The organism is Streptomyces sp. NPDC088730, assembly GCF_044751215.1.
GTDB lineage: Bacteria > Actinomycetota > Actinomycetes > Streptomycetales > Streptomycetaceae > Streptomyces.
Window position 1 is genome coordinate 750,675 of the sequence record NZ_JBIVLK010000002.1, and the last position, 13,434, is coordinate 764,108.

12 protein-coding genes are annotated in these 13,434 nt (G+C 71.8%); 10 read left to right on the plus strand and 2 right to left on the minus strand.

Annotation, left to right across the window (positions count from 1 at the left end; translation table 11 throughout):
• Nucleotides 1–48 precede the first annotated feature (48 nt).
• On the minus strand, nt 49–1,452 hold the full coding sequence (locus tag ACIP89_RS10160; RefSeq protein WP_402114179.1) for a sensor histidine kinase: 1,404 nt from the start codon (nt 1,450–1,452) through the stop codon (nt 49–51).
• A 232-nt stretch (nt 1,453–1,684) separates the two neighbouring features.
• Nucleotides 1,685–2,893 carry a sensor histidine kinase gene (locus ACIP89_RS10165; RefSeq protein WP_402114182.1) on the minus strand — a complete coding sequence of 403 codons (1,209 nt, stop codon included), beginning with the start codon at nt 2,891–2,893 and terminating at the stop codon, nt 1,685–1,687.
• Between the two features lie 170 nt (nt 2,894–3,063).
• Here ACIP89_RS10165 and ACIP89_RS10170 point away from each other — a divergent pair, with 170 nt between their 5' ends.
• The 10 genes from ACIP89_RS10170 to ACIP89_RS10215 all read left to right on the plus strand — a co-directional run bounded on the left by ACIP89_RS10170 (nt 3,064) and on the right by ACIP89_RS10215 (nt 13,432).
• On the plus strand, nt 3,064–3,474 hold the full coding sequence (locus ACIP89_RS10170) for an NADH-quinone oxidoreductase subunit A (RefSeq protein WP_401923364.1): 411 nt from the start codon (nt 3,064–3,066) through the stop codon (nt 3,472–3,474).
• The gene (locus ACIP89_RS10175) at nt 3,465–4,151 is read left to right on the plus strand and encodes an NADH-quinone oxidoreductase subunit B (protein WP_402114185.1); all 687 of its coding nucleotides are present in this window, start codon (nt 3,465–3,467) and stop codon (nt 4,149–4,151) included. Before ACIP89_RS10170 ends, ACIP89_RS10175 begins: the two co-directional genes overlap by 10 nt.
• A complete protein-coding gene (locus ACIP89_RS10180) occupies nt 4,148–5,563 on the plus strand; it encodes an NADH-quinone oxidoreductase subunit C (protein WP_402114188.1) in 1,416 nt (471 codons plus the stop codon). The genes ACIP89_RS10175 and ACIP89_RS10180 overlap by 4 nt, the downstream gene beginning before the upstream one ends.
• A complete protein-coding gene (locus ACIP89_RS10185) occupies nt 5,560–6,531 on the plus strand; it encodes an NADH-quinone oxidoreductase subunit H (protein WP_401923370.1) in 972 nt (323 codons plus the stop codon). Before ACIP89_RS10180 ends, ACIP89_RS10185 begins: the two co-directional genes overlap by 4 nt.
• Nucleotides 6,532–6,608: 77 nt before the next feature.
• A complete protein-coding gene (locus tag ACIP89_RS10190; RefSeq protein WP_401923814.1) occupies nt 6,609–7,142 on the plus strand; it encodes a 4Fe-4S binding protein in 534 nt (177 codons plus the stop codon).
• Nucleotides 7,139–7,807 (plus strand): NADH-quinone oxidoreductase subunit J, encoded by a 669-nt coding sequence (locus tag ACIP89_RS10195; RefSeq protein ID WP_402114190.1) that lies wholly within the window; start codon nt 7,139–7,141, stop codon nt 7,805–7,807. Before ACIP89_RS10190 ends, ACIP89_RS10195 begins: the two co-directional genes overlap by 4 nt.
• Nucleotides 7,807–8,235 (plus strand): NADH-quinone oxidoreductase subunit NuoK, encoded by a 429-nt coding sequence (gene nuoK / locus ACIP89_RS10200; protein ID WP_402114193.1) that lies wholly within the window; start codon nt 7,807–7,809, stop codon nt 8,233–8,235. The genes ACIP89_RS10195 and nuoK overlap by 1 nt, the downstream gene beginning before the upstream one ends.
• Complete coding sequence (locus tag ACIP89_RS10205) at nt 8,232–10,232, plus strand: NADH-quinone oxidoreductase subunit L (protein WP_402114196.1); 2,001 nt, start codon at nt 8,232–8,234, stop codon at nt 10,230–10,232. The genes nuoK and ACIP89_RS10205 overlap by 4 nt, the downstream gene beginning before the upstream one ends.
• A 27-nt stretch (nt 10,233–10,259) precedes the next feature.
• On the plus strand, nt 10,260–11,810 hold the full coding sequence (locus ACIP89_RS10210) for a NuoM family protein (RefSeq protein WP_401923817.1): 1,551 nt from the start codon (nt 10,260–10,262) through the stop codon (nt 11,808–11,810).
• Entirely contained in the window at nt 11,807–13,432 is a 1,626-nt protein-coding gene (locus ACIP89_RS10215; protein WP_402114199.1) for an NADH-quinone oxidoreductase subunit N, read from the plus strand. The genes ACIP89_RS10210 and ACIP89_RS10215 overlap by 4 nt, the downstream gene beginning before the upstream one ends.
• The last annotated feature ends 2 nt before the right edge of the window (nt 13,433–13,434 follow it).

Consider the following 13,434-nt stretch of genomic DNA (forward strand, 5'->3'; position numbering starts at 1 on the left):
TTCGAAGGGATGCGTCGCGTGGGGCGGCGGGCGAGGGGGCGGCCGCGGTCAGCCGCGCCAGGGGAGCTCGGCCGTGATCTTGGTCGGGCCGCCCACCGGGGACTCGACGACCAGGATCCCGTCCACCGCGTCCAGCCGCTCCGTCAGACCGGCGAGACCGCTGCCCGACGTCAGGCCGGCGCCGCCGCGTCCGTTGTCGGTGACCTGGAGCAGCAGCCGGTCCGCCGTCCGCCACACCTCGACGGACGCCTGGGTCGCGTGGGCGTGCTTGCTGACGTTCTGGAGGAGCTCGGACACGGTGAAGTAGGCGATGCCCTCGATGGCCTGCGCGGGCCGGGACGTCAGGTCGACCTCGACGGTGACCGGGACGGTGCAGCGGGAGGCGATGGCGGAGAGGGCGGCGTCGAGGCCCCGGTCGGTGAGGACGGCGGGGTGGATGCCCCTGGCCAGGTCGCGCAGTTCCTGGAGGGCGACCTTGACCTCGCCGTGCGCCTCGTCGACCATCCGGGCCGCGGCTTCCGGGTCGTCGGTCAGCTTCTCCTTGGCGAGGCCCAGATCCATGGCGAGGGCGACGAGCCGGGCCTGGGCGCCGTCGTGGAGGTCGCGTTCGATGCGGCGCAGGTCGGCGGCGGCGGTGTCGACGACCACACCCCGGTCCGACTCCAGCTCCGTGACCCGTGTCGCCAGCCGGGACGGACCCAGCAGCCCGGTCACCATCAGCCGGTCCACCGAAGTGAGACCGCGCACGATCCACGGGGTGACCAGGACGAACAGCAGCCCGATGGCGCTGGTCAGGGCCAGCTCGGCGGGGGAGTCCAGATAGACCTGGTGCCCGTCGTCCCCGTACAGCTGGACTCCGTCGACGCCCGTGTAGGCCGGGAAGATCCAGTGCCACGCCGGGTAGGTGAAGGCCGCCAGGCCCCAGGACCACAGGACCGTCGGGACGATGAAGCCGAAGACGGCCCACGGCAGGTGCAGCAGCGAGTAGAGCAGGTGGCGCCAGGACACCCCGCTCTTCAGGACCGCCCCGACCCACGACATCAGCCCGCCGGTCCGCCCCCGCACCGGCTCCGGGGACGCCACGTCGAGCCCCAGCAGCCCACGGGCCCGCGCCCGCTCCAGCGCGCCGAACCCGCGGCACATGGCCAGGCCCCCGGCCAGCACCGGAATCCCCAGGAAGGTGATGAGCAGCCCTGTGCCCAGCGACGTCATGGCGATCGCGAGGGTGAAGAACACGATGCTGAGGGGCAGGCTGAGCAGCAGATACGTGGTCTCGCGCCAGGTCCGGGCCTCGAAGGGGGCGCGCAGCACGGCGGGGAAGACGCGCTTCGCGTCGGCGCGGTCGTCTCCGGAGGACCCGGTCCCGGACCCCGGACCGGTGCCGGAGCCGCTGCCGAAGCCGGTGCCCGAGCGCTGCTGGTCCCGCGTATCCGGTCCGTATGCCGTGGCCATGGCGTCCATCCGTTTCTTCCGCGTCTGCTGTTCTGGTTCTGGTTCGGTTCGGTTCTGTACGTGCTCCGTGCTCCGTGCTCCGTACTGCTTCAAGGGTGCTGTCCAGGGCGGCGGCGCACCATGAGGCCGGTCTCCCTCTTCAGCGGGGGGTTTTCCCCACCCTGGAGCCCGTCCGGGCCTGACCCGCGGGCCGCGGCCGGACCCGGGGCCGGCCCGGACGGGCTCCAAGTGCTCACGCCTTCCCCGTCCGGCCGCGTGCGGCGGCCTTCTCGTCCTCCCGGTCGCGCCAGGGCAGCTCCGCCGTGACGGTCGTCGGGCCGCCGGGCGGCGAGTCGAGGACGAACAGCCCGTCCACGGCGCCGAGCCGCTCGGCCAGCCCGGACATGCCCGTGCCGCCGTCCATCGAGGCCCCGCCGCGTCCGTCGTCGGTGACCTGGAGCAGCAGCCGGTCCGCGTTCCGCCACACCTCGACGGACGCCGTGCGCGCCCCGCTGTGTTTGCTGACGTTCTGGAGGAGCTCGGACACCGTGAAGTACGCGATGCCCTCGATGGCCTGCGCAGGCCGCCCCGGCAGATCCACCCCGACCGTCACGGGGACGGTGCAGCGGGAGGCGATGGCGGAGAGGGCGGCGTCGAGGCCCCGGTCGGTGAGGACGGCGGGGTGGATGCCCCTGGCCAGGTCGCGCAGTTCCTGGAGGGCGACCTTGACCTCGCCGTGCGCCTCGTCGACCATCCGGGCCGCGGCCTCCGGGTCGTCGGTCAGCTTCTCCTTGGCGAGGCCGAGCCCCATGGCGAGGGCGACGAGCCGGGCCTGGGCGCCGTCGTGGAGGTCGCGTTCGATGCGGCGCAGGTCGGCGGCGGCGGTGTCGACGACCACACCCCGGTCCGACTCCAGCTCCGCGATCCGGCGTTCCAGTTCGTCGGAGGGGGAGAGCAGTCCGCGCACCATGCCCCGGTCGGCGTTGGCCATGAACCGCGCCGTATAGGGGAGTACCGGCCACAGGACGATCAGGCTCACGAGCGTGACCGCGAAGGTGAGCACCCCCCACGGCAGCCGGATGAAGGAGTACAGCACCGCGCGCCAGCCCACCGGGTCCTTCAGGCTCGTCCACAGCCAGGCGAAGAACCCCTCCTCGCGACGGACCCGAGCCATCGGGCTCGGCTCCTCGATCCGTACCCCGAGCAGACCCCGCGCCCGGCCCCGCTCGGCCCGGCCGATCAGCCGCGCACCCTGGAGCCCGACGGCCAGCAGAGGCAGACCGATCACCGTGACCGCGAGCCCGACCCCGATGGCGACCATGAGCACCGAGTACACGAATCCGAGGATCGCCAACGGGAGATTGGCGAGGAGATGCGCGATCTCCCTCCAGGTACACGTGTCGAAGGCGAAGCGGACGGGCGGCGGCCGGTCGTTACCGGGTACCTGCGGGCTCATGGTCATATGCCCAGCCTGCCGGGTGGGGCATCCGGACGCCATGGGGCTCGTGGGTGGCGATGAAGTGGGGATAACCCCACCCGTTGCCCGACGCGGCTGCTTACTGTTCCTTTACAGGGCCTAGACTCCCGTGCGTACAGATCGTCGAACAGGTTTGAGGGAGCGAGGGGGCGGACGTGACGGACGTTACGGACCTGTCGGGACCGGCCGTTCTCGCGTCGGAGTACTTCCACAGCTACTCGGTCGTCGGACTGCTCGCCGTGGTCGGTGTGCTCTTCGTCGCCGTCGCCTTCGGAGCCGGCCGGCTGATGCGCCCGGTGGTCCCGACGCGGGAGAAATTCCTCACGTACGAGTGCGGCGTGGACCCCGTGGGGGAGGGCTGGGCCCACACCCAGGTCCGTTATTACGTGTACGCCTTCCTCTACGTGATCTTCGCCGTCGACTCGATCTTCCTGTTCCCGTGGGCAACCGTCTTCGCCGCGCCCGGATACGGAGCGACGACGCTGGTGGAAATGTTCATCTTCCTCGGTTTCCTGGCCGTGGGACTGCTCTACGCATGGAAGAAGGGCGTCCTCGAATGGACGTGACGAGCCCGTCGTCAGCCGGTCAGCCGCAGTCGGGACCGGAGCCGGGTCCCGTACCCGTACCCGTATCCGAGCCCGAACCCGTACCCACGTTCCTTCCTGAGCCGAAGCGGCTGGGTGTGCTCTCCCGGCTCGCCCCCGAGCCGATGAAGGTGGTCCTCAACTGGGGACGCCGCTACAGCCTCTGGGTCTTCAACTTCGGACTCGCCTGCTGCGCCATCGAGTTCATCGCCGCCTCCATGGCGCGCCACGACTTCATCCGGCTCGGCGTGATCCCGTTCGCCCCCGGCCCCCGCCAGGCCGACCTCATGATCGTCTCCGGCACGGTGACGGACAAGATGGCCCCGGCGGTGAAGCGGCTGTACGAGCAGATGCCCGAGCCCAAGTACGTCATCTCCTTCGGGGCCTGCTCCAACTGCGGCGGCCCGTACTGGGATTCATACTCGGTGACCAAGGGGGTCGACCAGATCATCCCGGTCGACGTCTACGTCCCCGGCTGCCCGCCCCGGCCCGAGGCCCTGCTCCAGGGCATCCTCAAGCTTCAGGAGAAGATCGCTCGCGAGTCGCTGAGCGAGCGCTACGGGACGGGCGGCGGGGCCCGCCCCTCCACCGCGGCGCTGCGCAGCGGACTGGTCACCGCACCGTCCGCGCCCGACTCCGAGAAGGAGGAGGGGAAGTGACCGCCGCCGGGAACGCCGGGAACACAGAGAACGCCGGAACGGGCGGGAGCACCGGGAGCGCCGAGAGCTACGACCGGCTGCCGGACGCCGTCACCGAGATCTTCGGCGAGGACGCCACGGCGGAGCAGGCGTACGAACTGCTGACCGTCGACGTGCCGCCCGCGTCCTGGATCGCCGCGCTCGAAACGGCGCGCGACCGGCTCGGCTGCACCTACTTCGACTGGCTGAGCGCCGTGGACGAACCGGGCACGGGCTTCCGGGTCTGCGCCCACCTCGCCGCGCTGCCCGACCGCGCGGGACCCGGGCCGGCGGTCCGCCGGCTGCTGCTCCGTACGACCGTTCCGCACGAGGACGCCGTGCTGCCCAGCGCGATCGACGTCTACGCGGGCGCCGGCTGGCACGAGCGCGAGACGCACGAGATGTTCGGCATCGGCTTCGACGGCCACCCGCACCTGGTGCCCCTGCTGCTGCCCGAGGGCTTCGAGGGCCACCCGCTGCGGAAGGACTTCGTCCTGGCGGCCCGCGTGGCGAAGGCCTGGCCGGGCGCCAAGGAGCCGGGGGAGTCGGAGCACGGCGGCCCGAAGCGCCGCACGATGCTCCCGCCCGGCGTCCCCGACCCGAACGAGTGGGGCCCGCTGAAGGGCCAGCTCCCCCCTGCCCCCGCCCGCCCCGCCCGCGCGGCGAGGCCTGCGGGCGACCGCCCGGCCCGCCGCACCCGCAGCGCGAGCGACGGCTCGGCGGGCCAGCAGCCGGCTGCGGGCACCCCCGCCACGACGAACCCGGCACCGGGCCCCGCACCCACGTCGGGCGCGGCACCTGGCCCCGCGCCTACGACGAACCCGGCACCTGGCCCCGCACCTACGACGAACCCGGCACCTGGTCCCGCGCCTACCTCGGATGCGGCCCCGACTGCTGCGCCGGTCACGGATGCGCCGGCGCCTGCTCCGGCCGCGGGCGCATCAGCTCCGGCTCCGAGCGGGCCCCCTGAGGCCTCCGCTCCGGCGCCTGCTCCGGCTGCGGACGCGCCGTGGCACAACGCCCGCCCGGCCTTCGACGACGCACCGTCGGACGGAGCGCCGTCCCCGGCTGACCCCGGTGGCCCGGCTGACGCCGCTGCCACTGATCCGGCCCCATCCCAGCCCCTCCGGCGTTTGAGGAGCGGGGGTCCGGGGGCGGAGCCCCCGGTTCGGGAAGGGGCGGGTAGGGGAGAGCCCCCGCGCAGCGGCACCCCCACCACCGACCAACCCACAGACGCAGCGGACGCAGCAGACACAGACGCAGCAGACGCAGCAGACGCGGACGCGGCACACGCAGCAGACACAGACGCAGCGGACGCAACAGACACAGACGCAGCTGAACCCCGCAACACCCGCAGCACCCGCGACACCCCCGCCGGAGGCGATACCGAGTGAACGACGTACTGGACGTCGCCCTCCGCCTCGTCATCGTGTTCGCGGTGTTCATGGCCGTCCCCCTCATCGTGGGTCAGGCCGAACACAAGGTGATGGCCCACATGCAGGGCCGCCTGGGCCCCATGTACGCCGGCGGCTTCCACGGCTGGGCCCAGCTCGTCGCGGACGGCGTGAAGTTCGTGCAGAAGGAAGACATCGTCCCGGCCGACGCCGACCGCCGGGTCTTCCAGCTGGCCCCCGCCGTCGCGCTGCTCCCGTACCTCCTCGTACTCGTAGCGATCCCGATCGGTCCGGGGGAGGGCGCGGTCGGCCAGGTGGTCGACGCGGGGATCTTCTTCGTGCTCGCCGTGATGGGCGTCGGCGTGCTCGGCTCGCTCATGGCGGGCTGGGCCTCGGCCAACAAGTTCTCGCTGCTCGGCGGCATCCGCACCGCCGCGCAGCTGCTCGCGTACGAGCTGCCGATGCTGCTCGCCGCCGCGTCGGTGGCGATGGCGGCCGGTACGGTCTCGCTCCCCGGCATCCTCGACGCCTTCGAGTGGTGGTGGCTGCCCTGGCAGATCGTCGGAGCCCTGGTCTTCTTCGTGGCCGGGCTCGCCGAACTCCAGCGCCCGCCGTTCGACATGCCGGTCGCCGACTCGGAGATCATCTTCGGCGCGTACACCGAGTACACCGGCCTCCGGTTCGCCCTGTTCCTGCTCGCCGAGTACGCGGGCATCGTCGTGCTCTGCGCGCTGACCACCGTCCTCTTTCTGGGCGGCTGGCACGGTCCGCTGGGCGCCGACGGACTGGGCTGGGTCTGGACGCTCCTGAAGGTCGCCGTCCTCGCCTTCGTCGTCATCTGGCTGCGCGTGAGTTATCCGCGACTCCGTGAGGACCAGCTGCAGAAACTCGCCTGGACCACGCTCATCCCACTCGCTCTCGCGCAGATCGCGCTCACCGGCATCGTGAAGGTGGCGATCAACCAGTGACCGCATCGCTCCCGCCCTCCCGGCCCCGCATCCCCGGCGCGGGCCTGGCCAAGGGCCTCGCCGTCACGCTGCGGACGATGACGAAGAAGACCGTCACCGCCCAGTACCCGGACACTCAGCCCGAGCTGCCGCCCCGCTCCCGGGGCGTCATCGCGCTGTTCGAGGAGAACTGCACGGTCTGCATGCTCTGCGCCCGTGAGTGCCCCGACTGGTGCATCTACATCGACTCCCACAAGGAGACCGTGCCCGCCGCGGCCCCGGGCGGGCGCGAGCGCAGCCGCAATGTGCTGGACCGCTTCGCCATCGACTTCTCGCTCTGCATGTACTGCGGTATCTGCATCGAGGTGTGCCCGTTCGACGCGCTGTTCTGGTCGCCGGAGTTCGAGTACGCGGAGACGGACATCCTCGAACTGACCCACGAGCGCGACAAGCTCCGCGAGTGGATGTGGACGGTGCCTGAGCCGCCGGCGCTCGATCCGGGGGCCGAGGAGCCTAAGGAGATCGCCGCCGCGCGCAAAACGGCGGACAAGCTCCGGGCCAAGCGCGAGCAGGAGGAGGCGGCCGCCGAGGCCGCCCCCACCGCCCCGACGGACCAGGAGGGCCAGGCATGACGCCCGCCACCGTCCTCGCCGCCGGGAGCCACCCCGGCTTCCTCTCCCCGTCCGGTATCGAGATCGCCTTCGTCCTGGTCGGGATCGCCACCCTCGGCGCGGCCCTCGTCACCGTCACGACCAGGCAGCTGGTGCACGCCGCCCTCTGGCTGATCGTGGCACTCGGCGGCCTCGCCGTGGAATACCTCCTGCTCACGGCCGAGTTCATCGCCTGGGTGCAGGTACTGATCTACGTAGGTTCCGTCGTCGTCCTCCTGCTGTTCGGCCTGATGCTCACCAGGGCCCCCATCGGCCGCTCCCCGGACGCCGATTCGGAGAACCGCTGGGCCGCCCTCGCGGTGGCCGTCGCCGCCGCCGGCACCCTCGTATGGGTCGTCGTGGACGCCTTCCGGACCACTTGGATCGAACTGGACGGACCGGCCCAGGGATCGACCGAAGTCACCGGCGCCTTCCTCTTCCGGCACTGGGTACTCCCCTTCGAAGCGCTCTCCGTTCTCCTCCTCGCGGCCCTCGTCGGCGCGATCGTCCTGTCCCGCAAGGGCCGGGGGAACACGACCCGGACGAGCACGACTGGGCCGAGCACAGCCCCGACAAGCGCGGGCCGGACAAGCACGACCCCGACAAGCACGACCCGGACGCGCACGAGCCGAGAGGACAAGAGCTGATGCACCTCGCCTATCCCGCCGTGCTCGCCGTCCTCCTCTTCTGTACCGGCCTCTACGGAGTCCTCGCGCGCCGCAACGCGATCCTGGTCCTGATGTCCGTCGAGCTGATGCTCAACGCCGTCAACCTCAACCTGGTCGCCTTCGACGTCTGGCTCCGCGACGCCCTGCACTCCGGCCAGGCCCTCACCCTGTTCACCATCGCCATCGCTGCGGCGGAGATCGGTATCGGACTGGCCATCGTGCTCGCCGTCTACCGCAACCGGGGCAGTTCCGACGTCGACCGCCTCCGCGACACCGCCGAGACCGACGAGGCCGAAACAGTCCCGGCAGGCGACGACGACGAGAGCGACGCCGAAGCCCCGCAAGCCGCCGAAGACCCGGCCACTGCTCAGGCAGGGAAGGCAAAGAAGGCAGAGGCCACCCCGTGACCACCACGACCCTCGCCGTCCTCGTCCCCCTCCTCCCGTTCCTGGGAGCCGCGGCCGGACTCCTCCTCGGGCGCGGCTCCCCGGGTTTCGTCCGCCCGCTGGCGGTACTGCCCTCCCTCGCCTCCCTCGTCATCGCGGCCGTCGTCGCCGCACGCCAGGGCGGCGGACGGGCCATCGACGCCGCGACCCAGCTCACCCCCACCGGATCGGTCCCGGTCGACCTGGCCCTGCACCTCGACGGCTTCGCGGTCCTCGTGGCCGTGCTGGTCGCCCTGGTCGCGAGCTGCGTGCAGATCTACTCGACCGCGTATCTGCGCGACGACCCCCGCTACCCCTCCTACGCGGCTCTCGTCTCCCTCTTCACCTCCGCGATGCTGCTCGTCGTCTACTCCGGCGACCTGATGGTGCTCCTGGTCGGCTGGGAGGTCATGGGCATCTGCTCGTACTTCCTGGTCGGCCACTACTGGGAGACGCCCGAGGCCCGCGCGGCCTCCCTCAAGGCGTTCCTGGTCACCAAGCTCGGTGACGTCCCCTTCCTCATCGGCCTGTTCGCCCTCGCCGCCGACACGGGTACCTTCCGCATCACCGGCATCCTGGGCTCCGTCGCCCACGGCGGCCTCGACCACCCCACCGTGATCGCCCTGCTGCTCCTGGCCGGCGTCGCGGGCAAGTCCGCGCAGTTCCCGCTGCACACCTGGCTGCCCGACGCGATGGCCGGTCCCACCCCCGTGTCCGCGCTGATCCACGCCGCGACGATGGTCGCGGCCGGCATCTACTTCGTGGCCCGGCTGCTCCCCGTCTTCGCCGCCTCCGGCGCGGCGCTCGTCGTCCTCGCCGTGATGGCGGCGGTCACGATGATCGGCTCCGGACTCGCGGCGCTCGCCCAGGACGACATCAAACGCGTCCTCGCCTACTCCACGATCGGGCAGCTCGGCTACATGTCCGGCGCCCTGGCCGTCGGTGACCGCGGGGCAGCCGTCTTCCACCTCCTCTCGCACGGTGCGTTCAAGGCCGTGCTCTTCCTCGCCGCGGGCGTCGTCATCCACGCCGCGGGCACCAACTCACTGGCCGCCATGTCCCGCATGGGCGGCCTCGCCAAGCGCATCCCGGACGCGTACTGGACGATGACCGTCGCGCTCCTCGCGCTGGCCGCCATCCCGCCGTTCGCCGGCTTCTTCTCCAAGGAAGCCGTCCTCGTCGCCGCCGAACACACCGCCCTCGGCGACCGCCACGTCGCCCCGGCCGCCGCCGGCTGGACCGTCCTGATCGCCGGACTCCTGGCCGCCGTGCTCACCGCCGCGTACGCCACCCGCCTCTGGCTCCTCGCCTTCCGGGGCCGGGGCGCAGAGGCCCCCGACCACGGCAGGCAGCCCGTCGCCATGACCTCGGTGCTGTGGGTACTGGCCGTCCCCACCATGGCGTTCGGACTGACCGTCGGCGTGATCACCGACTGGTTCGACGGCCACAGCCTCACCCCGTCGCTGACCACCGCCGTCCTGTCCACCGGCGTCTGCCTCGTCGGCGGACTCCTCACCTACGGGGCCTGGCGCCACACCACCGCGCTCACCGCCCGTGTCCCCATGGGCTCCGTCACCGCCCACCCCGACGCCGAACCGGCCCTCATCGAGGTCGAGGCGCTGGAGAGCCACACCGCCGCCTACGGAGACGCCGGTGACGCCCCCGACCCGGCCGACCCCGGCCGGCTGCTGCTCGGCCCGCTCCACCGCCACGCGGCCACCGGCTTCCACCTGGACGCCGTCTACGCGGCCCTGTTCGTTCGCCCGGTCCAGGCCGCGGCGAGCCTCGTCCGCTTCCTGGACCGCGAGGTCGTCGACACCTACGTACGCGGCTCAGCCACCGGTGCACGCTGGCTCGGCACCGCCGTCCGCCGTGCCCAGACCGGCAACGTGCAGACCTACCTCAGCGCGCTGCTCGCCGGTTCCCTGGTCCTGGCGGTCGCCGCCGTCGTCTTCGCCAACGTCAACGCCGGGTCGTGAGCCGTGATCGATATGAGCGAATCCGTGATGCAGTTCCTTCTGGCGTTCATCGTCGTCGCCCCGCTGCTCGGAGCCGTCGCGGCCCTGCTCCCGGCCCCGCCCGGACTGAAGGGCCGCAACCCCGACCAGGCCGTGCTCCGCCACGGCGTGACCGTGACCGGCGTGATCCTCCTCGCCGCGATCGTGCTCGCCCTGGGCTTCGACCACGACCACCCGTCGAAGATGCAGGCCACCACCGACATCAGCTGGATCCCGGCGCTCGACGTCCGCATCCATCTCGGCATCGACGGCATCTCGCTCCCCCTTCTCGTACTGACCGCGCTGCTGACCTTCCTCTGCGCGCTCCACAGCTACTTCAAAATGCCGGCGGGCCCCTCCCCGAAGGCCTTCGTCGCACTGATCCTGCTCCTGGAGTCCGGCACCCTCGCGACCTTCGCCGTCCTCGATCTGCTGCTGTTCTTCCTGGCGTTCGAGATGGTGCTCATCCCGATGTACTTCCTCATCGCCCGCTGGGGCGGTGCGCGGAAGCAGGCGGCCGCCTGGAAGTTCATCCTCTACACCCTGCTCGGCTCGGTCGTCATGCTGCTCGGGCTGCTCCTCATCGGACTGAAGAGCGGCACCTTCGACATGGTGGCACTCGCCACTGACAACGGCCGCGGCCTCACCTCGTCCGTGCAGGTCACCGCCGTTCTCGCGATCGGCATCGGACTCGCCGTCAAAACCCCGATGTGGCCGCTGCACAGCTGGCTGCCGGACGCCCACACCGCCGCCCCCACGGTCGGCTCGGTCCTCCTCGCGGGCGTCCTGCTGAAGATGGGCACGTACGGATTCGTCCGGATCCTGCTCCCGATCGCCCCCGACGGCATGCACACCTTCGCGCCCTACCTCGCGGCCTTCGCGGTCGCCGGCATCATCTACGGGTCGCTCGCCTGCCTGGCCCTTGCCCGGCCCGGTGCCAAGGGCGACCTGAAGCGCCTGATCGCGTACTCCTCCGTCGGACACATGGGCTTCGTACTCCTCGGCATCGCGAGCATGACCCCCACCGGCGTCAACGGCGCGCTCTTCGCCAACATCGCCCACGGGCTCATCACCGGCCTGCTGTTCTTCCTGGTCGGCGCGGTCAAGGACCGCTACGGCACCGCCGACCTCGACACCCTCTCCGGCGCCACCGGCGCCGCGCTCTACGGCAGCGCCCCCCGCCTCGGCGGCCTCCTCGCGTTCACCGCGGTCGCCTCCCTGGGCCTGCCCGGACTCGCCGGGTTCTGGGGCGAGATGCTCACCCTGTTCGGCGCCTTCGACCCGGCCGACGGCCTGAGCCGACCCGCCTTCCTGACGTTCATGTCGATCGCCGCGTTCGGCACCCTGCTCACCGCCGCGTACATGCTCATCCTGGTACGCCGCGTCTGCATGGGCGCCAAGCCCGGGGAACCGCACCGGATCCCCGACATCCAGCACCACGAGTTCGCCGCCTGGACCCCCCTCGCCGCCCTCACCGTCCTGGCCGGGCTGTGGCCCGCCGTCCTCCTCGGCCTCACCGACCCGGCCGTGCAGAAGCTCCTCGCAGGAGGCAAGTCGTGACCACAGCGGCCGACAGCACCACCGGCCTCGTCCAGACCGCTGCGGGGGACGCCTCCGACCTCGTCCGGACCGCGGCCGGAGGCACGTCCAGCCTCGTCCAGTCCGTCGACTGGCTCGCCATCGCGCCCCCGCTCACCGTCGCGGCCGTCGCCCTCGTCATCCTGGTCGCCGACCTCTTCGTACCCAAGGAACGCAAACCGCTGCTCGGCTACGGAGCCGTCGCCGGTCTCGTGGCCGCCCTGGCGCTGCTCCTCCCGCTGCGCGACGGCGACCGCTCCACCTTCTGCCTCACCACCGGCACCCACGCGTGCAGCTACACCGCCGACCACTTCACCCTGGCCATCCAGCTCCTCGTGCTCGGCGGCGCGCTGCTCACCGCGCTGTTGTCGGTCGGGGACACCCGCAAGCTGCCGGCCGGCGAGTTCTGGTTCCTGCTGCTGTCCTCCGCGGCGGGCGCCGCGCTGCTGCCCGCCGCCCGCGACCTCGCCACGCTCGTCGTCGCCCTCGAAGTCGCCTCGCTGCCCGCCTTCGCCCTCGTCGGCATCAAGCGCGGCGACCGGCGCTCCTCGGAGGCCGCGCTGAAGTTCTTCCTGTCCTCCGTCGTCGCGACCGCGGTGATGATCCTCGGCGTCAGCTTCGTCTACGCGGCGACCGGCACCCTCCACCTCACGGAGATCGCCGGCCGTCTCGACGAGGTGCCCGGACAGCTCTCCACCCTCGCCGAGGCGGGCGTCGCCCTCACCCTCGTCGGCTTCGCCTTCAAGACGGCCGCCGCGCCCTTCCACTTCTGGGTCCCCGACACCTACGTCGGCGCCCCGCTGCCGATCGCCGCCTACCTCTCGGTCGTCGGAAAGGCGGTGGGCTTCTCCGGCCTCATCCTCGTCACCGTGGTCGCTTTCCCCTCCTACGCGGACGTCTGGGGCCCCGCCCTCGCCGTCCTCGCCGCGCTCACCATGACCGTGGGCAACGTCGCCGCGCTGCGCCAGAGCGCCACCCGCGCCCGCAGCGCCGTGCGCCTCCTCGCCTGGTCGTCCGTCGCGCAGGCCGGCTACCTCCTGGTGCCGATCGCCGCGGCGGCGTACGCCGGCGACCGGCAGATCGGCTCCACCGTCGCGTACGCCCTGATGTACGCCGTCGTGAACCTCGGCGCCTTCGCGGTGGCCGCCCTGGTCGCCCGTACCCACCCGGGCAACCGGCTGGCCGACTACCGCGATCTCTACGCCACCCGCCCCCTGGCCGCCCTCACCCTGGGCTTCTTCCTGCTCTGCCTGGCCGGGCTGCCGCCGGGCATCATCGGCCTTTTCGCCAAGGTCACCGTCTTCTCCTCCGCCGTCGACGCCGGACTCGGCTGGCTCGCCGTCGTCATGGCCGTCAACGTCGTGATCGCGCTGTACTACTACCTCCGGTGGACCGCCGCCCTGTTCCGCGGCCCCGCGGAGGACGAGGCTCCGGACGGCGCTCAGGACCGGGCGGCCGAGGACGGTACGGACCGGCGGCCCGCCGCCGCCCACCGGGCCCCGGCACCGCTCACCGCCGCGATCGTCCTCACCGCCGCCGCCGGCATCGCCCTGTCGGGCGCCCCCCAGGCCGTCCTCCGGTTCGCCGGCGTCAACCTGTTCTGACG

Bases quoted from the DNA above. Each gene is read 5' to 3' on its own strand.
- ACIP89_RS10165 (WP_402114182.1), bottom strand. From the start codon at position 2,893: ATGACCATGAGCCCGCAGGTACCCGGTAACGACCGGCCGCCGCCCGTC.
- ACIP89_RS10160 (WP_402114179.1), bottom strand. From the start codon at position 1,452: ATGGCCACGGCATACGGACCGGATACGCGGGACCAGCAGCGCTCGGGC.
- ACIP89_RS10195 (WP_402114190.1), top strand. From the start codon at position 7,139: ATGACGCCCGCCACCGTCCTCGCCGCCGGGAGCCACCCCGGCTTCCTC.
- nuoK (WP_402114193.1), top strand. From the start codon at position 7,807: ATGCACCTCGCCTATCCCGCCGTGCTCGCCGTCCTCCTCTTCTGTACC.
- ACIP89_RS10190 (WP_401923814.1), top strand. From the start codon at position 6,609: ATGACGAAGAAGACCGTCACCGCCCAGTACCCGGACACTCAGCCCGAG.
- ACIP89_RS10175 (WP_402114185.1), top strand. From the start codon at position 3,465: ATGGACGTGACGAGCCCGTCGTCAGCCGGTCAGCCGCAGTCGGGACCG.
- ACIP89_RS10210 (WP_401923817.1), top strand. From the start codon at position 10,260: ATGCAGTTCCTTCTGGCGTTCATCGTCGTCGCCCCGCTGCTCGGAGCC.